Genomic DNA, 18609 nt, shown 5'->3' with positions numbered 1-18609 from the left:
CACTATTGGCTGTTAACTCCCGGGCAACGCCCTGATGGCATAGACATCGTAGCGGCTGCTCTTTCCCTCGATACGGGTGGTAGGTTCCGGGCCGCTGACCGGCTCCGCCTTGCGGGGGCGCTTGACCACCACCCGATAGGTGGCCACCGCCAAAGCAGCCGCCAGCAACTCTGGGGAATCGTCATCATCCCCCACCACCGTCCGGAACACCTGCATTTCCTTTTTGACCAGCGCCGACTTGTCCCGGTGAGGAAACATCGGGTCCAGATAGACAACGTCCGCGGCACCTGCTTCCGCACGATCCAGCCAGTCTGTGCTGTTACCCGGCTGCAACGTCATGCGTGCAACCAGGGGCGCGCTCTGCTCGTTCAGGGCAGCCCTGGCAAGGCCATCGCTGAGAAGCGCATGTATCACCGGCGAGCGTTCGAAAAGTGTCACCTGGCAACCCAGTGAGGCCAGAACAAACGCATCCTGCCCCAGCCCTGCCGTGGCATCCACGACATGCAGCGGCTGCCGGGTTTTCTGCAGGCCAACTGCCTTTGCAATCAACTGACCCGTTCCACCTCCGTGCTCACGACGGTATCCCGCCTTGCCGGTCACGAACTCTGCCCTGACCGGACCGGGGGCACCTTTACCCGTCACCTGCAGACCAAGGCCATTGTCGTCGGAAAAAAGCAGCACCGGATAGTCCCTCACATCACGGGGTCGCACAGTGCCCAGCAAGGGCAGTGACAGTTGCTCGGCCAGCGATCGTGCGGCAAAGCCATCACCCAGGGGGCTGCAGGCAACGGCAAGTTCAGTGGTACTGGCAGGGGGAGACATCAAACCAGGATATCGATACCGGACAGGCCATTGTCGGAGGCATCGCCCCGGGCTGCTACATCGGCAAATGTGGACAGGGCTCTTGAGGTATTCAGAGGCACTTCGTCGGCGCGGAAACGCTCCAGCCGGACATCTTCCGCAGCCTGGCGTGCTTCAATCCGCCGCTCAAGGGATTCCGCCGACGGTATCGGCCGCTCTTCGGCATTGGGGGAGCGGGTGTCGGACAGATCCCGCCGGACGGCGTCACTGTTGTTGTCCGGAGTTGTCGCAGGCGCACGGGCTACATCACTGCGCTCCCTGACCGGGCTGTTGTTGCCGGACTGGAAAGGAAGACCGCTGTTCGGATTTACACCACCAATCATTTCAGGCACACCGGTTTTGGTTACAACTGAAAAAGGATTATGAAAGATTTACCCGCGTTTTGAAAGCTGGTTGGTCATATTTTGTGCTACCAGAGCATGACCAACAGCAACAGGCCGAGCACCATCCGATAGATGACAAACGGCATGAGACCCAGCCGCTCAAGAAACGTCAGGAACAGATGGATACAGATAACGGCGCTGACAAACGACAGCGCAGAACCCAGCGCAATTGCGGCCCAGTCGGTGGCGCCACCCTGCTCGACCAGTTCAAGCGTCTTCAATAGACCGGCGGCAAGGATCAGCGGAATGGAGAGCAGAAAAGAAAACCGTGCAGCGGCTTCCCGGCCGAAACCCAGGAAAAGTGCAGCCGTTATGGTAATGCCGGAGCGGGAGGTACCCGGAATCAGCGCCAGTGCCTGGACCAATCCGATAATCACGGCATCCTTCATGGTCAGTGACGGCAATTCCCGGACGCGACGCCCGGCGGCATCCGACCACCAGAGCACCAGGCCAAAACCGATGGTAGAGGCGGCAATGACCAGACCCGAGCGCAGGGAGGACTCGATAAAATCATTGAGGAGAAGCCCGGCAAGTCCGGCCGGTATGGTACCCGCGATGATCGCCCAGGCAAGACCGCTGTCCTGCCCGACCCGACCCCGGGCCGTATCCCCAGCCCAGGCAATCGTCAGCCTGAACACTTCCTTGCGAAAATACCAAACCACCGCAGCCAGCGTGCCTACATGTACTGCAACGTCAAAGGCAAGACCCTGGTCAGGCCAGCCCAGAATCTGTGACGGCAGAATCAGGTGGGCCGAGCTGCTGATCGGAAGAAACTCCGTCAGCCCCTGAATCACAGCCAATACAATAATATGCCACAGTTCCATGGGCAGTCTTTCCGGTGGGTAACAGGGGTGGTTATCAGCGGCCGGGGAGTTTCTTCCAGGCCACCTCATCGCGAATATAGACGGGCTGGGCCTGTGCAGCAGCAACACCACGGCCTTCACGGAAGGCCTGGGCGGCAATCTCGGCCACCCTCGAAGCCCTGGGCACCAGTGAGTCATCGATGTTATTCATGGCGCCGGTCACATCAGCCGGGAAGGTATCCTGCAATACCCAGCCCCGGCCAACACCAGTCCAGCTGGAAACGCCGGAAGCCAGCGAAAGCGCTTCCGGTGCACAAACCTGCTCGTCACCGATCAACTCCGGCTGACCTGCCCGACAGACATAGCAGGCCCAGTAGATCTCGCCCATACGTGCGTCAAATGCCACAGCAATACCGTCACCTTCCGCCAGGGAGAAACGGGCACTAGCGTCTGCCGCAACAGCCGCGAGGGAAGACACCGGAACAACCGGCACATCAAGGCCGTAGGCCAGGCCCTGGACAACCCCCGTAGCGATCCTCAGGCCGGTAAAAGATCCGGGGCCACAGGCAAACGCCATCGCATCAAGCTCAGCTGGCGCCAGGCCCTGTTCAGCAAGAAGCTCGCGGACCATGGGCATGAGCAACCGGGTATGCCCCCGGGGGGCAAGCTCAAACCGTTCCGTCATGCTGCCATCAATCAGCAGGGCCGCAGAGCAGCCCTCAGAGGATGTGTCCAGTGCCAGTAGTTTCACGCCATTACTTCAGTTCTGTGAGGATCTGGTCGCGGATATCGTCGAGACTGCCAACGCCTTCAACACGCACGTACTTCGGGGCCGAAGCCGGATCTTTTTTCGCCAGGTCCTGATAGTAGCCCACCAGCGGTGCGGTCTGGTCATGGTAGATCTTCAGGCGCTTGCGAACCGTTTCTTCCTTGTCATCTTCACGCTGGACCAGAGGCTCACCGGTTTCGTCATCCTTGCCTGCGGTCTTCGGCGGATCATACTTCACATGGTAGATGCGGCCACTGCCCTCGTGGACACGACGGCCAGACAACCGGTTCACGATTTCCTCGTCATCGACAGCAATCTCGACCACGTAATCAATGTCGATACCCTGATCTTTCAGGGCTTCAGCCTGAGGAATGGTGCGGGGGAAGCCGTCTAGAAGGAAGCCATTCTTGCAGTCTGGCTGCTGTACCCGCTCTTCAATCAGCGCAATGATGATGTCATCGGAAACCAGGCCACCGGAGGCCATCACTTCCTTGACCTGTTTGCCAAGCTCGGACTCGGCCTTGACCGCTGCGCGCAACATGTCGCCGGTAGAGATCTGGGGGATACCGAAACGCTCGGTTATGAACTGGGCCTGAGTCCCCTTACCTGCGCCTGGTGCGCCTAACATGATGATTCTCATAACGCTGTGCTCCCATTGTAGTCATTATCATTTGAAAAGCTGTGGCAAAACCCTGCGGCTTTGCGACAGCTTCTCACCAGCGACAGCGCCGGGCGCCATGCTGAAGTAGGCGCATTATACGAATTCGGTCACTGCAGAGAAAGTGGACCTCCGTAGCATGCACCCAAAGGTTACATCAGGTTTTTTTGACTGCAATCATGTGCATCTCAGGATGACAGGGAAAGTGCCAGTGCGTCCAGATCCCCGGAGACCTTGTCGATCTCCTCACCGAGAGCGGCAAGATCGCCGCCTGAGAGCCCGAGCGGCGATGCCAGGGCATCCAGATCGTCCGGATTGAACTCATCCCCGATCCTCTTCTCCTTGAGCAGACCATTGGCGAGCTGAACCATGAGCACATAGCTTTCATGCTCGCCGTGATATCCCTGCTGCTGGTGCATGCCGGCAGCCTTGACGACCGGATCCGGCAGTTCCCACAAACGGTGCAGAATACCGCCAATGGCACCATGGCCGACAGCCAGCATCTGCTGGCTGTCATCGGCACCGAATACCTGCTGTTCCAGAGAGTGCATGCTGGCCTCGGGGTTGGCCTCGCGCAGGGTGTTCAGTTCCTTGAATTCCTGGGGAAACAGATGCCCGATCAGCAACAGGCCGAAGTTGTGGAGCAACCCGCACAGATAGGCCAGCCCCTTGTCGGCATTACACTTTTGCGCCATGCGCTGGCAAAGGAATGCACAATACAGGGAATGCCGCCAGAACTGATCCATACCGAGCATGCCCTGACGCGGCACCTCAAAAGCCCGCACCGAGGCGATACCCAGGGCAATGTGGGCGACGCGATCAAAACCAAGAACACGGGTAACCGCTTCCTGGACGGAATTGATCTGGCCGGGATAGTTGAAGAGCGCCGAACGGGCGTATCGCATGATCTGTGCCGTCATGCTGGGGTCAAACTCAATCAGCTCCGCAAGCTCTCTGGCGGTGGCTTCGGTGTTGGCCGTCAGCCTGAGGATCCGCAAGGCAAGTGCCGGCATGGGCGGCAGGCGGTAAAGCTTCTGGAGCTTGTCGGCCACTTCCTCGAGGGTAAGGGCATCGCGCTGGCCGTTGTTCTGACCACGGATCACCAGGTGCCCCGGAGTCGCTTCTGCCAACGCTCTGGCCAGGGAAGTACGATCCAGCTCCAGGAGCGTGTTGTCAGTGCCACAGCACATCAACGTTCGGGAATAACCCAGGACGTCCTCATCCACCAGCACCGGTATGTCGTAAGCCGCCCCGACGGGAGGCTGGAAACCGGGATCACAGTCCGCGAACAGGCGGGCCGACTGGCGAGCAGTCAAAGGTTGCAGACGCCTGCCAGTGAGTTTATGCACCAGGTCCATATCCAGGCTGGTGTTAAAACCGTGAACAGCCATGATGACGCCGTTGATATCGATGAGCGGTGTCGCACGTATGAACTCGTCCTGAGATCGGCCGGAGGCCATAACCGCCGCATCGAAGTTAAGCACCTGATCAATGGCCAGCTCCCGATAGGCGATTCCATTGCGAGCCAGAAAACCTTCCAGTCTTGCCGCTAACGCCACGGCTTTGCTCCTGTGTTCCGTTTTATTATCCGGTGTTCCGCATGCCTGCCGAGATACCCGCCATGGTGACCTTCAGGGCGCGTTCCACCATCTCTGGCACCTCGCCCTTGCCTTCACTTTCCCGGTCGCGCTTCAACAGTTCGGCCTGCAAATAGTGTAGCGGATCAGTATACGGATTACGTACACGCATGGAATGGGCAAACACCGGCTCCTGCTCCAGCAATGTGTCCTGCTCCTTGAGTTCCAGCAGATGGCGGATGCACCCCTGCAGGCGCTCCCGCAGGTTTTTGCCCAGCTTGAGCAGTTCCGGGTCATCCACCAGGGTCTGTTCGTAGTAACTGGCAATTCGCAGGTCGGACTTGGCCAGTACCATTTCCAGCATATCCACGTAGGTTTTGAAAAACGGCCATTTCTGCATCATTTCCCGCAGCACCGGCACGCGGTCATCGCGGAAAGCTTCTGCCAGGGCCACGTCGCTGCCCAGCCAGCTGGGTAGCATCAGACGCATCTGGGTCCAGGCGAAGATCCAGGGAATGGCGCGCAGGCTTTCCACGCCACCGCCGGGTTTGCGCCGCGCCGGGCGGCTGCCGAGAGCGAGCTTGCCGAGGGCCTGTTCGGGAGTGACCTGACGGAAGTAGGGAACAAACTCCGGGTTGTCACGAACCACGTCGCGGTAAGCTTTCAGGGACCGCTCCGTGAGCCAGTCCATGGCTTCCCGCCACTCCGGCTCAGGTCCGCGGGGTGGCGCCAGGGTGGCCTCTACCACGGCGGTGGTGTAGAGCGTCAGGCTCTGCTCCGCCAGCCTGGGCAGGCCAAATTTGAAACGGATCATTTCACCCTGTTCGGTGATCCGGAAGCTACCGTTGACCGAACCGGGAGGCTGGGAAAGGATTGCCCGATTGGCCGGGCCACCGCCACGGCCAACAGTGCCACCGCGACCGTGAAACAGCGTCAGGTGAACGCCGTGTTCACTGGCGACTTCCGTCAGCCTCTCCTGGGCCTGGTACTGGGCCCACGCGGCCATCATCTGGCCGGCGTCCTTGGAGGAGTCAGAGTAGCCGATCATGACCTCCTGACGCCCCTCACAATAATCCCGATACCAGTCCACATTATAGAGCGCAGCCATACTTTCCGGGGCTCCCCGCAGGTCGTCGAGGGTCTCGAAAAGTGGCACCACCCGCATCGGATTCTTCATGCCAGCTTCCCGCAACAACAGAATAACGCTCAGCACGTCTGACGGTTTGCTGGCCATGGAAATAACGTAAGAGCCCAGGGCTTCTGGCGTCTGCTGCGCCACAACCTCACAGGTTGCCAGCACCTCTGCAACCTCCCCGGAAGGCTGCCAGTTTCGGGGCACCATTGGGCGCCGGCCACTAAGCTCACGCACCAGAAAATCCTGCCGTTCCTGTTCTGACCAGGACAGGTAGTCACCCATTCCCAGATAGTCCACCATTTCGGCCACCGCACCCGCATGGCGGGACGCCTCCTGGCGTATGTCCAGGCGAATCAGCGGCAGACCAAAAGTATGGGCCCGACGGATGGTATCCAGCAGCGGACCGTTGGCTATGGTCTCCAGGCCGCACTCAACCAGTGAGCGATAACACAACTCAAGGGGGCCGGTGAAATCCTCGTTGGCAAACAGGATATCCGTGGTGTCCACCGGGTCCCCGGCTATGCTGGCCTCTGCCCAGTCCCGGGTCTTGATCAGTTTTTCGCGCAGACTCGCCAGCACAACCCGGTAGGGCTCGCGGGAATCTCCGGTGACTGCACGCAACTCGTCACTGGCCTGCCACATGGAGAGCTCGGCCCTCAGCGCCTGGATGTCCCGCAAATAAAGATCCGCGGCCATCCAGCGGCCCAGCAGGAACACCTTGCGCGTCACCTCGTGGGTAACGTTGGGATTGCCATCACGGTCGCCGCCCATCCAGGAGGCAATCCGGATCGGTGAAGCATCCAGTGGCAGGCCCTTGCCCGTGGCGTCTGAAAGCGACAGATCCAGGCTGCGAAGAAAACGGGGCAGTGCCTGCCACAGACTGTTCTCGATAACCGCGAATCCCCACTTGGCTTCATCAACTGCCGTGGGGCGTTCGTGACGGATTTCGTCAGTGTGCCAGGCCTCGGTGACCAGCTGCCCCAGACGATCCACGATCTCGTCGCGCTCCGCAGGCAGAAGGTCATCGTGGTCCAGCCTGGCCAGGCAGTCTGACACCTCGTCGTATTTCATGATCAGTGTTCGGCGCGCCACTTCCGTGGGGTGCGCCGTAAGCACGTATTCGATGCGCAGGTCGGCGACCCGCCGGTGCAATTCTTCCTCGCTGACACCGCCACTCTTGAGACGAGTGAATACCTCACCGAGGGATTCCACCATCAGATCCGACTGGTGGCCGCGCTTGCGGCGAATGCCGTGGTACTGTTCAGCCAGGTTGGCCAGATTGAGAAACTGGTTGAAGGCCCGGGTTACCGGCAGCAATTCATCGTCTCTCAGCTTGCCCAGCAGGTTGATCAGGCGCTGGCCGGAGCCGCTTTCCTGGCGGCGATCAGCCTTGGCCGCCGCGCGCACTTCTTCAATCAGTTCATAACAGTCCTGGCCGGGGTGGCGCCGGATACTCTGTCCCAGCAACTCACCCAGCATGCGAACGTTTTCTCGGAGTTCAGGGTGTAACTCGGTCACATTGACGTCCTTTTAAATTGACGGAGGCGAAGTAAACTAACGATACTAATAACGACTAAAGCCTGTGGCCGCAAGGAGTAATCATGAAAGTAACCGATCTGCCCAAACACTGGGAAGGCAAAAAAGAACCTGTTGAGCGGAGCCACGATTACAACCTCCGCCTGCCACTGGAAGATGCTGCACGCATAGCAGCGCTGGCCGAGCTGTACCCTGACCGTTCGGAGAGCGATATTCTGAATGACATGATTGGTGCCGCGCTGGACGATCTGGTCAGGCTGAGCCCGCTGAAGGACAAGCTGGAAGGCAAGGATAAATAGCGCGAGGGGCATTGAACTACGGGGGCGGAGGGACCACCCCGTGGTTATTGCAGATCTTGTGTAATCAGTCCGGAAGACTGATCAGGCAACCGATTCCAGCTGACGCGCCTTGAGCCGCTGAATATGCTTCTGGCTCAGGCTGATGAAGCGCGGGGTCATGCCCTGGTCTTCATAGATCTCGAAGCCATCCTCATCGAATGCAACTACCTTGGATCCCTGGACATAAGGAAAACTGGTTTCCAGTTCATCAAGGGCTGCGGAGATCAGGTCCCGCATGAGATCCTGCGACGACTTCATCGGATACAGCGCTGCCAGTTTTTCCAGTCGCTTGTGATGCTGATCAGACAGGTTGGCAAAATACGCATCACGGGTCAGCCGACCACGTGCATGCTTGTCCCAGTAGTTGACCAGATCTTTGATTTTCATGGTGCCTTCACTCCTGCATCTTCTTGGTGACCCACGCGATGCACAAAAGGTGTGCAACCGTAAACGGAAGTGTAGACGAAGCAACCGGACCGGGGGCGGAAATATTGGTAACGGATTGTACTTATCCGTTACTTTTTCCGCTGTTTTTCAACCCCTTTGACGGTTTTCCAGACAGCATCCAGCGCCTCCAGCGATTCTCCGTCCAGGTCACGGCCTTCGCGTTGCAGGTACTCCTCGATAGCACGGAATCGCGCCTCGAATTTGTGATTGGTGCTATTGAGGGCCTGCTCGGGATTAACCTTCATGAACCGTGCCAGGTTAACGCAGACAAACAGCAGATCCCCCAGTTCATCCTCGACAGCCTCCACCGGACCTTCGCTGGAACACGCGTCATGCCAGGCTTCTTTCAGTTCATCGATCTCCTCATGGAGCTTGTCGAAGACCGGTTCAACGTCCGGCCAGTCAAAGCCATGGTTGGCCGCCCTGCGCTGAAGTTTCTCAGCACGCACCATTGCGGGGAGCGTCCGGGCAATACCATCCAGGCGGCTGTCAGCCCCCGAGTATTCCGTATTCTCCGGTTTCAGCGCCCGTTCCTCCGCCTTGATGCGCTCCCAACTGGCTTTGATTTCGGCCTCTCCGGGGCGATTATCCGGGTCAATCCGGCTTTCCAGGGTGCCATCCGGAAACACATGGGGGTGGCGCCGGACCAGTTTGCGCACCAGATTGTCTACCACCGAGTCGAAATCAAAATGCCTCTCCTCCTTTCCCATCTGGCTATAGAAGATCACCTGGAACAACAGGTCACCAAGCTCATCCTCCAGGTGCGGGTAATCCTCCCGGTCAATGGCGTCGGCAACCTCGTAAGCTTCCTCCAGGGTGTGGGGCACGATGGTTCTGAACGTCTGGCGGGTATCCCAGGGGCATCCGTACTCCGGGTCCCGCAGCCGCGCCATCAGTGTTTTCAGGTCGTCAATGGTATAACTCATGAGCGCTTGCGCCTGACGTCGATGATGTTGGGCAGGTTACGGATCTGGGCCAGCAACCGGGCCAGCTGGTCAAGGCTGGATATTTCCACTGTCACCGTCATGGTGGCAGTGTTCTCATCCTTGTTGGACATGGTGTTGAGCGACAGAACGTCGCTTTTTGACGATGACAGCACCTGGGTTATGTCCCGCAGCAGACCGGAACGGTCATATGCCTCAATCTCAACGTCCACGGGATAAACGGCGACAGGTTGGCCGCCCCAGCTCACCTCGATGATCCGGTTGGGCTCGAACTCCTGAAGGTTCAGGAATGTGAGGCAATCCTGCCGATGCACGGTCACCCCACGGCCAACGGTAATGTAGCCACCGATCGGGTCTCCGGGCAACGGCTTGCAGCACTTGGCGACCTGGGTCTTGAGTTTGCCGACCCCCAGAATCTGGATATCCGATTCAGTATCGTAAGGCTTGCGGCGCTGGGTGCTGAGTTTCAGATCCAGCTGTTCGGTTTTCGGCTCCAGCATCTGCTGGGCCACATTGGCAACATGGGTGGGCCGGAGGTCACCGGCACCCACCGCGGCGAACATGTCCTCAGAACCCTGGTAGTTCACCTTACGAGCCAGGTCGTTGAGATCCACCTCGTAAAGCGACAATCGCCTGAATTCATCTTCAAGAATCGCTCGGCCATCAATGATGTTGCGGTCGCGGTCCTGCTGTTTGAACCAGTGGGTCACCTTGGCTCTGGCGCGGGAAGTCTGGATGTAGCCAAGGCTCGGATTCAGCCAGTCCCGGCTCGGCGCCTGATTGTTGGACGTGAGGATGGAGATCTGGTCGCCGGTTTTCAGCGGGTAGGTCAGGGGCACGATACGGTTGTTGACCTTGGCGCCACGGCAGGCGTGGCCAACTTCGGTATGCACCCGGTACGCAAAGTCCACGGGGGTGGCACCCTGTGGCAGGTCCACAACATGGCCTTCCGGGGTAAACACATACACCCGGTCCGATGCCACGTCCGACTTCAGATGGTCTGCCAGGCCCGACAGGTCACCCAGCTCTTCCTGCCATTCCAGAACCTGGCGCAGCCAGTTGATCTTGGCATCATACCCGACCGAGCGGTTGCCCTTGTCCATACCCTTGTACAGCCAGTGGGCACATACGCCCAGCTCCGCCTCCTCATGCATGCCATGGGTACGGATCTGCACTTCCATCACCTTGCCTTCGGGACCGATCACCGCGGTATGGAGGGACTGATAACCGTTTTCCTTGGGATTGGCGATGTAGTCGTCAAATTCGTTGGGGATGTGCCGCCAGAGGGTATGAACGATACCAAGAGCGGCATAGCAGTCGCGCACAGCCGGCACCAGTATCCGCACCGCACGCACATCATAGACCTGGGAGAAATCGATACCCTTGCGGCGCATCTTTCGCCAGATGCTGTAGATATGTTTGGCACGCCCCGACAGCTCGCCCTCTATACCAAAGGCTACCAGTTCCGTTTTGAGGGCGGTGATCACACGCTTGATGTAGCTCTCGCGGTCAAGTCGCTTCTCATCCAGCAGCCTGGCAATCTTTTTATAGGCAGAACCATGCAAATAACGGAACGAGAGGTCCTCCAGTTCCCACTTGATATGACCGATACCAAGGCGGTGGGCCAGAGGTGCATAGATGTCGAAAACCTCGCGGGCGACACGCATGCGTTTTTCTTCCGAGGCATTCTTTACAGCACGGATGGCACAGGTGCGTTCCGCGAGTTTGATCAGCGCAACCCGGACGTCGTCAATCATGGTAACGAGCATCTTGCGGACGTTGTCGAGCTGACCCTCGGTCTGGCCGAGTACGTTGCCCTTGAGCGGATGGTGGATGGACGATATGGCAGCCATCTGCTGGACGCCGTCTATCAGTCCCGCCACTTCGTCACCGAATTCCTTACGGATTTCCTCCAGGGGAATGCGTTCCTCCCTTACCGCCCGGTAGAGAATCGCCGCAACAAGACTGGCCTGGTCCAGGTGCAACTCCACCAGCACCTGGGCCATTTCTATTCCGGTACGGAAGCTGCTGGCGCCGGGCGCCCACACCCTGTCCTCACGCACCGCCTGAAAATCAATGACCGCCGCTTTTTCGCAGGCCCGCCGGAACTGTTCGCCATTTTCCAGATGGGTCTGCGATTCGATCTGGCGGACCCAGCGTTCAATATCCACTTGGCCGTCGCCGGTCACTGCATAATCTTCGCGAACTTTTACCATATCGCTCTTGTTCTTCCTGCTCGCTTTCCCGGCCATCCCTGGCCGGCACCGAGATTCATCAGTTATCCACGCGCTCGAACAGTGCCATGGACTCAACGTGCGTGGTGTGAGGGAACATGTCCATGACACCCGCCCTCACCAACCGGTAGCCATTGCGCACCATTACCCCGGCATCCCTGGCCAACGTGGCGGGGTTGCATGAAACATACACAATCCGCTTCGCGCCAAAGGCCGTCAGATACTCACAGACTTCCTGGGCACCGGAGCGAGGCGGATCGATCAGAATCTTGTCGAAACCCTCCGCCGCCCAGGGTTGCGCCGTGAAATCCGCCTGCAGTTCAGCACCGTGGAATGCGACATTCGATAGCCCGTTGAGTTCCGCATTTTCGCGACCGCGAACAACCATGGATTCATCCCCCTCCACTCCGACAACCTGCGCGGCACTACGTGCCAGCGGCAGGGTAAAATTCCCCAGCCCGCAGAAAAGGTCCAGTACCCGCTCGCCGGGCTGAATGTCCAGCCACTCCACGGCCCTGTGTACCATGGTGCGATTGATCCCTGCATTGACCTGGGTAAAGTCCATGGGATGAAATTTCATGGTCAGGTCAAATTCATCCATCTGGTAGGCCAGCCGCTCTTCGCCGGACTCAGGCCAGATCCGGTGAACCGTATCCGGCCCTTTCGGCTGCAGGTAGATATGCAATTCGTGGGCCTGGCCAAAGCTGATCAGCGCCGCCGTGTCGGAGTCGCTCAGGGGATCCATATTACGGAATACCATCGCCGCCTCGTGATCCCCGCAGGCCACCTCAACCTGGGGAATGCGCCGATAGGCCTCAAGGCCATGGAGCATCTCGCGCAGCGGAGTAATACGGTCTCCAATACGTGGATCCAGAACGACGCAGCGGTCAATATCCGTCAGGAAACTGTTGCGTTTCTCACGGAATCCGACCAGCACCGATTCCCGCGCCGGCACATACTTCACCCCCAATCTGGCCTTGCGGCGATAACCCAGGGCGGGCGATCGCATTGGCGGCACCCAATACTCCGGCTCAATGCCCCCGAAGTGAGCAAAGTGCTCCCTGAGAGTGTCTTCCTTGAACCGGATCTGGGCATCACTATCCATATGTTGAAGGCTGCAACCTCCGCACAGATCAGCAAACTCGCAGGGTGGTGTGATCCTGGCATCGCCGGCTTCGAGTACCTCGACGGTTCTCAGTTCGTCAAACTTGCTGCGTGAACTGATCACTTTGGCCATCACCGTCTCACCCGGCAGCGCACCGTCAACAAACTGTGCTTTGCCATTGTCGCGGGCGATGCCACGACCATCGTGACTGAGGGTTTCAATAACACAACGCACCGGCTCGGTGGGCAGGACTTTCCTGCGTCTTCTGCTCATAGGACGTCTCTTGCTGGGATCTGGTCTTGATACGTTCAGGCGCCGGGAAACACGCCGGTAGACAGGTAGCGGTCACCACGGTCACAGATAATGGCCACGATCACAGCATTTTCAACCTGGGCAGACAGTTTCAGGGCCGCCGCAATGGAACCGCCGGAGGAAACGCCACAGAAAATGCCTTCCTCGCTGGCGAGTGCACGCATGGTGTTCTCGGCCTCGTCCTGACCGATATCCAATACGATGTCTACCCGGGAAGCGTCATAGATTTTTGGCAGGTAGGCTTCCGGCCAGCGCCGGATACCCGGAATGGATGCGCCCTCTTTTGGCTGCAGGCCCACAATCTGGATGTCGGGGTTGCGTTCCTTCAGGTACCTGGAGACGCCCATTATGGTACCCGTAGTACCCATGGAGCTGACAAAGTGGGTCACCCTGCCCCCGGTCTGCTCCCAGATTTCCGGGCCGGTCGTGCGGTAATGTGCCAGAGGGTTGTCCACATTGGCAAACTGATCCAGCACCTTGCCCTTGCCTGCCGACTCCATCTGTTGCGCCACGTCACGAGCGCTTTCCATGCCACCCTCTTTGGTGACACTGACAATTTCCGCACCATAGGCACGCATGGAGGCCCGACGCTCTTCGCTCGCATTCTCAGGCATGATCAGAACCATCCGATACCCTTTTATGGCCGCCGCCATTGCCAGGGCGATGCCGGTATTACCACTGGTGGCCTCAATAAGCGTGTCACCGGGTTTTATGTCACCGCGCCGCTCGGCTTCCTGAATCATGCTGATAGCAGGGCGGTCTTTCACCGAGCCCGCCGGATTGTTGCCTTCCAGCTTTGCCAGAATCACGTTGCTGGTTTCACCAGGAAGCCTTTGCAACCTTACCAGGGGCGTATGCCCCACATAATCTTCTATGGTCGGAAAATGCATGCTTTTACCTTCCTCAAATCTTCCGCAACCCGCGGCCAGCCATTAACGCCGACAACACAAGCCTGTGGTACACTCCGCATTCGCATGATACGCGGAATATCCGCCGTCTCCCAATACAGCTTCTCGCTATATCGATGACTGTGGGCTATATCCGGGAGTGCCATCACGGCCAGACTGGATTGAATCATCTATCCTGACAGGGAAGAATGCCGGAGATCCGGCCGGCGAAGTCAATCGGGAACACTCTATGCGGCGCTGGGGCATACGCAAAAAAGTACTTGTGGTGACACTCGTCCCCACCCTTCTGACCACGCTGATGCTGGGGCTTTTTTTTACCTACAGCTGGGTCAACAATATCGAAAACCTGCTGAAAGACCGAGGCGAATCTCTCTCACGGCAGCTTTCCGCTGGTTCAGAGTATGGCCTTTTTACCGCCAATCGCAGCCTTCTGAGCAGCCTTTCCAATGCCCTTCTGGAAGAACAGGACGTTCGCTCCATTACCTTCTTCGACAGCGAGCATAAACGACTGTTGCACACCGGCCCAGGCAGTTCTGACGATGTTGGCGAGGAAGCCCTGACCGGTGAGGATGCCAAACAGATCAACCAACCGGACAGCACGGTATTCATTACTCCGGTTTACCTGCAGGATCTGATGATCGAAAGCATGCTTGATCCGGACTCCCGCCAGAGTGTCGGCAGCGGCAAGAAGCCGATTGGCTGGGTGACGGTTGAGATGTCGCATGTTCGCACCGAGAAGGAAACCTACAAGGCTCTGCTGATTTCGCTCCTGCTGGTACTCGGGGGTGTGCTTCTGAGCCTGGTGATCGCACTGCGTCTGAGCCGTGCTTTTACCGGCCCGGTTTTCGAGCTCAACGAAGCGGTTGCCAGGCTCAAGGAAGGCAAGCTGGACACCCGTGTCTACACAGGTGCCGGCCCGGAATTCGAGCAGCTGGAATCAGGCCTTAACGCCATGGCGGGCGAGCTGAGCAAAGCCCAGGCCGAAATGCAGCAGAACATTGACCAGGCGACCGAAGATCTGCGGGAAACCCTGGAAACCATCGAGATCCAGAACATTGAACTGGACCTGGCCCGTAAGGAAGCACTTGAAGCCAGCCGTATCAAGTCCGAATTCCTGGCCAACATGTCCCACGAAATCCGCACGCCGCTAAACGGCATTATCGGCTTTACCGAGTTGCTGCTGAAAAGCCCCCTGCCCCGTCAGCAGCGGGACCACCTGAGCACCATCCGCAAGTCATCGGAAATTCTTCTGACCATCATCAACGACATCCTCGATTTCTCCAAGATCGAGGCCGGCAAGCTGATTCTGGACCGGATTCCGTTCCAGTTGCGGGACATCGTCGAGGAAGTCATGGTCATGCTTGCCCCCGCGGCTCACAGCAAGAACCTGGATCTGGTGCCACTGGTATACAACGATGTACCGGATAACATCATGGGCGATCCATTGCGGGTAAAACAGGTGATCACCAACCTGGTCAACAACGCCATCAAGTTCACCCAGACCGGCGAAGTGGTTTTGCGAGCCAGCCTTGAGGAAGAAGACAAGGAGAGTAACCGGATCACCCTGCGGATGAGCATTACCGACTCCGGTGTCGGCCTTTCCCGGGCACAGCAGCAGTCCCTGTTCAATGCCTTCAGCCAGGCGGACGCCTCCACCGCACGGCAGTACGGAGGCACCGGTCTTGGACTTGCCATCTCCAAGCGCCTTGTGGAAGAGATGGGCGGCAAGATCGGCCTGGAAAGCGAACTTGGCAAGGGCTCCACCTTCTGGTTCACCCTCACGTCCGAACTGTCTTCCACCGGAGAAGCGATCGCGCCGAAAGATGCGCTCAGGGGCGAGCGGGTTATCTACCTGGAGCAACAGAAGACAACCGGCCTGGCAGTAGAGCATATGCTGCATGAATGGGGTATGACCGTCGATCGGGTTGCCTCGCCGGGCGCCATGCAGGAACAGATCGAAGAGGCCCAGAAGGCGCAGTCCGGTTACGCAGTTGCCCTCCTGGGCATCACCCGCCACCTGCTCAACTCAAGTCAGTATTGCTCGCTGGTGCGCACTCTGGAACTCGAGAGGGACTGCCGTACCCTTCTTCTCACGCCGACGCTGGAAACTCACGACACGCCGCTCTCCGGCCTGGCCAGCGGCCATCTCACCAAGCCGGTATGCCGTGACTCGCTTTACGACGAACTGCTTCTGCTGGTCCATGGAATCAGCAGCGGGCAGCGGCAGCTCCCGGCCGCGTCCGAAGAACGAGAAATAACGGATCAGTCCGGCCGGGTGCCACGAGTGCTGGCAGTGGACGATAACGACGCCAATCTGAAACTGGTACTGACGCTGCTGCACGATTGCCGCATTGAAGCCGAGGGCGCCAGCAGTGGTTTCGAGGCACTCAGCAAGGCGCGGCAAAAACCATTCGATCTGGTCTTCATGGACCTGCAGATGCCGGGCATGGATGGCGTCGAAACCACCGAAAGACTTCGGAGCCTGGATGGCAGCAATCGTCGCACCCGCATCATTGCCCTGACGGCCCATGCGCTGGCCGAAGAGCAGGATCGACTGATGCGGCAGGGCTTCGATGGCTACCTTGCAAAGCCCATCAGCAACAGCCAGCTGATCGACATCATCTACGACTACACCGGCTACAGCTGCGAGGCTGAACGAGGCAATGGCTACCCCTTCTTGCCAGAAGTTCGGGACACCCGCCGGGCCCTGCGGCCGTCCACCCGCAAGAAGCAGCCGGATTGCGTCAGTGTTGCCGAAAGCATTCAACTGGCGGCCGGAAAAGCCGACCTGGCGGAAGAGTTGTTCAGCATGCTGGTTGAACAGATCCACACCGACCTGGACCGGGTGAACAGACTCTGGGACAACGGCGAGCGGGAGGAATTACTGGAGTGCGTGCACAAACTTCACGGCGCAACCCGATACTGCGGCGTACCGGAATTGCGGAGCGCTGCCAACCAGCTGGAAACCGCGCTTAAATGTTCGTCACCAGACACGGAATACCAGAAAGACCAGTTGCTTGTTGCCATGGAGCGCCTGCAGATCTGGAGCGAGGAGACCGACTGGCAGCAACTGTTCCGCCAGCAGGATCATCAGGCCACTGCAGACTGACGCTTAGCCGGTGCCGGATCAGGCGCGGGCGCTTGCCAGGATGGCCTTCATGTCTCTGACCGCTTCCTTGAGGCCAGTGAAGACAGCCCTCGCAATGATGGCATGGCCGATATTGAGTTCGTTAATACCGTTGATCGCCGCAACCCGTTCAGTATTGTGATAGTGAAGGCCGTGGCCGGCGTTCACAATCAGGCCCTTTTTCCGGGCATGCTCAACCGCAGTCACGAGGATATCAAAGGCCGCATCCGCCGCTTCCGGCGTAGCAGCTTCGGCGTATTCACCGGTGTGGAGCTCCACGACCGGAGCACCACACCTGACGGCTGCGTCAATCTGTGCAATATCAGGATCTATAAACAGCGAAACCTCTGAGCCGATCTTTGCCAGTCGCTCGCAGGCCTTGGCAACCCGGGTTTCCAGGCCTTCCACGTCAAGCCCGCCCTCTGTGGTCAGCTCCTCACGTTTTTCCGGTACCAGGCATACGCATTGCGGGCGCACCTGTTCGGCAAATGCCAGCATGGCATCGGTAACCGCCATTTCCAGGTTCATTTTTATGGTCAGGATTTCCCTGAGTAAAAGCACATCACGGTCCTGAATGTGGCGGCGGTCTTCCCGTGGGTGAATGGTAATACCGTCAGCCCCGGCTTCTTCCGCCAGGATGGCAGCCTGAACCGGATCCGGATAGCGGGTGCCCCTGGCCTGGCGCAGCGTTGCCACATGGTCAATATTGACACCCAGCAGGACTCTGGGATTCGTTGCGCTAGGATTCATTACGGTCTCCTCGATGATGACTGAACAGGCTCCGGCTATTGAGGGGCCGGCCCTGCAAAAGGTAATCCACCAGCACGCGGGTTACCCGCTTGGCGACACGGCGACATTCTGTTGACTCCAGATTTCCGGAGGCAAGCGCAAGCAATGTGGCGCCGGACAGGTTCTGCAGCCGCACGCCAGCTGACGGCGCGGCCAGGATCCCCTGCTCCGGATCATAGCAATAATACCCGGCTGCCTCGACAGCATCTCCGGTATCGGTGGCCAGGTCCCACGCAAAGTCATACCCCAGCTCGGCAGCAAGGGACTGCTCGAATCGCCGCAGAACCGGCTCCACGTCGGCGGCTTCGGAAAGTTCAGCAATGACGTCAATATAGGACGCGAAAAGGCGGGGGTGAGAGTCGGCCTGGGGTAACAGGCGCTGCAAAAGCTCGTTCACATAGAGGCCGCTGTACAGGGACAGGGTGCGCTTCAGCGCAGGGCCACCCCGAACTTCTGCCTGAGTCAGGGTTTTCAGGTCGCTGCGTCCGGTCCAGTCCAGAAGCAGCGGCTGAAAAGGTTGTAGTTGGGCCTTCAGCGGGCTTTTCGCACTGTTGCCGCCGCGGGCAATAATGGTTATCCGGCCCGCATTGAGGGAGAAAATATCCACCATCAGGCTGGTTTCACGCCATGGCCGACGGTGGAGGACGTAGGCGGGCTCCTGTCGTGTTGGCCCCGTCATAAAC

Annotated in this window: 16 protein-coding genes; 2 read left to right on the top strand and 14 right to left on the bottom strand. The window is 58.7% G+C overall.

The window, feature by feature from the left end; genetic code table 11:
* Positions 1 to 12: 12 nt before the first annotated feature.
* From ACESMB_RS03805 to ppc, 7 genes are all read right to left on the bottom strand, one after another.
* Positions 13 to 822: a class I SAM-dependent methyltransferase gene (locus ACESMB_RS03805; protein ID WP_372970933.1), complete on the bottom strand. Its 810-nt coding sequence runs from the start codon at positions 820 to 822 to the stop codon at positions 13 to 15.
* Positions 822 to 1184 (bottom strand): UDP pyrophosphate phosphatase, encoded by a 363-nt coding sequence (locus ACESMB_RS03800; RefSeq protein WP_372925534.1) that lies wholly within the window; start codon positions 1182 to 1184, stop codon positions 822 to 824. Before ACESMB_RS03800 ends, ACESMB_RS03805 begins: the two co-directional genes overlap by 1 nt.
* Positions 1185 to 1270: 86 nt before the next feature.
* Positions 1271 to 2068 (bottom strand): undecaprenyl-diphosphate phosphatase, encoded by a 798-nt coding sequence (locus tag ACESMB_RS03795; protein WP_372970932.1) that lies wholly within the window; start codon positions 2066 to 2068, stop codon positions 1271 to 1273.
* Positions 2069 to 2102: 34 nt separating this feature from the next.
* Complete coding sequence (gene tsaB, locus ACESMB_RS03790; RefSeq protein ID WP_372970931.1) at positions 2103 to 2798, bottom strand: tRNA (adenosine(37)-N6)-threonylcarbamoyltransferase complex dimerization subunit type 1 TsaB; 696 nt, start codon at positions 2796 to 2798, stop codon at positions 2103 to 2105.
* A gap of 4 nt (positions 2799 to 2802) precedes the next feature.
* Entirely contained in the window at positions 2803 to 3456 is a 654-nt protein-coding gene (gene adk / locus ACESMB_RS03785) for an adenylate kinase (RefSeq protein ID WP_372925531.1), read from the bottom strand.
* A 206-nt stretch (positions 3457 to 3662) separates the two neighbouring features.
* The gene (locus ACESMB_RS03780) at positions 3663 to 5033 is read right to left on the bottom strand and encodes an HDOD domain-containing protein (protein ID WP_372925530.1); all 1371 of its coding nucleotides are present in this window, start codon (positions 5031 to 5033) and stop codon (positions 3663 to 3665) included.
* A gap of 25 nt (positions 5034 to 5058) precedes the next feature.
* The gene (ppc, locus tag ACESMB_RS03775) at positions 5059 to 7704 is read right to left on the bottom strand and encodes a phosphoenolpyruvate carboxylase (RefSeq protein ID WP_372925529.1); all 2646 of its coding nucleotides are present in this window, start codon (positions 7702 to 7704) and stop codon (positions 5059 to 5061) included.
* Positions 7705 to 7787: 83 nt separating this feature from the next.
* Here ppc and ACESMB_RS03770 point away from each other — a divergent pair, with 83 nt between their 5' ends.
* Positions 7788 to 8021 (top strand): hypothetical protein, encoded by a 234-nt coding sequence (locus tag ACESMB_RS03770; RefSeq protein ID WP_348296354.1) that lies wholly within the window; start codon positions 7788 to 7790, stop codon positions 8019 to 8021.
* A gap of 81 nt (positions 8022 to 8102) precedes the next feature.
* On the opposite strand, the gene ACESMB_RS03765 is transcribed toward ACESMB_RS03770, so the two are convergent.
* The 5 genes from ACESMB_RS03765 to cysM form a co-directional block, all read right to left on the bottom strand.
* Positions 8103 to 8447, bottom strand: coding sequence for a pilin assembly protein (locus ACESMB_RS03765; RefSeq protein WP_372925527.1), 345 nt, complete (start codon positions 8445 to 8447; stop codon positions 8103 to 8105).
* Between the two features lie 128 nt (positions 8448 to 8575).
* Entirely contained in the window at positions 8576 to 9433 is an 858-nt protein-coding gene (gene mazG / locus ACESMB_RS03760) for a nucleoside triphosphate pyrophosphohydrolase (protein WP_372925526.1), read from the bottom strand.
* The gene (gene relA, locus ACESMB_RS03755) at positions 9430 to 11667 is read right to left on the bottom strand and encodes a GTP diphosphokinase (protein ID WP_372925559.1); all 2238 of its coding nucleotides are present in this window, start codon (positions 11665 to 11667) and stop codon (positions 9430 to 9432) included. The genes mazG and relA overlap by 4 nt, the downstream gene beginning before the upstream one ends.
* Before the next feature lie 58 nt (positions 11668 to 11725).
* Positions 11726 to 13063, bottom strand: a complete 1338-nt coding sequence (gene rlmD / locus ACESMB_RS03750; protein WP_372970930.1) for a 23S rRNA (uracil(1939)-C(5))-methyltransferase RlmD — start codon at positions 13061 to 13063, stop codon at positions 11726 to 11728.
* A gap of 35 nt (positions 13064 to 13098) precedes the next feature.
* On the bottom strand, positions 13099 to 13992 hold the full coding sequence (cysM, locus tag ACESMB_RS03745) for a cysteine synthase CysM (protein ID WP_372925524.1): 894 nt from the start codon (positions 13990 to 13992) through the stop codon (positions 13099 to 13101).
* 247 nt (positions 13993 to 14239) lie between these two features.
* Here cysM and ACESMB_RS03740 point away from each other — a divergent pair, with 247 nt between their 5' ends.
* On the top strand, positions 14240 to 17119 hold the full coding sequence (locus tag ACESMB_RS03740; RefSeq protein ID WP_372925523.1) for an ATP-binding protein: 2880 nt from the start codon (positions 14240 to 14242) through the stop codon (positions 17117 to 17119).
* Positions 17120 to 17137: 18 nt separating this feature from the next.
* Here the strand turns inward: ACESMB_RS03740 and pdxJ are convergent, their stop codons facing one another.
* Together pdxJ and recO are read right to left on the bottom strand one after the other, a co-directional pair.
* Positions 17138 to 17887: a pyridoxine 5'-phosphate synthase gene (gene pdxJ / locus ACESMB_RS03735; RefSeq protein WP_372970929.1), complete on the bottom strand. Its 750-nt coding sequence runs from the start codon at positions 17885 to 17887 to the stop codon at positions 17138 to 17140.
* Complete coding sequence (recO, locus tag ACESMB_RS03730; RefSeq protein WP_372970928.1) at positions 17877 to 18605, bottom strand: DNA repair protein RecO; 729 nt, start codon at positions 18603 to 18605, stop codon at positions 17877 to 17879. The genes pdxJ and recO overlap by 11 nt, the downstream gene beginning before the upstream one ends.
* Positions 18606 to 18609: the final 4 nt, after the last annotated feature.

The sequence above is a fragment of the Marinobacter sp. genome (genome assembly GCF_041686475.1).
Lineage (GTDB): Bacteria > Pseudomonadota > Gammaproteobacteria > Pseudomonadales > Oleiphilaceae > Marinobacter.
This window is presented reverse-complemented; position numbering and strand designations above follow the sequence as displayed.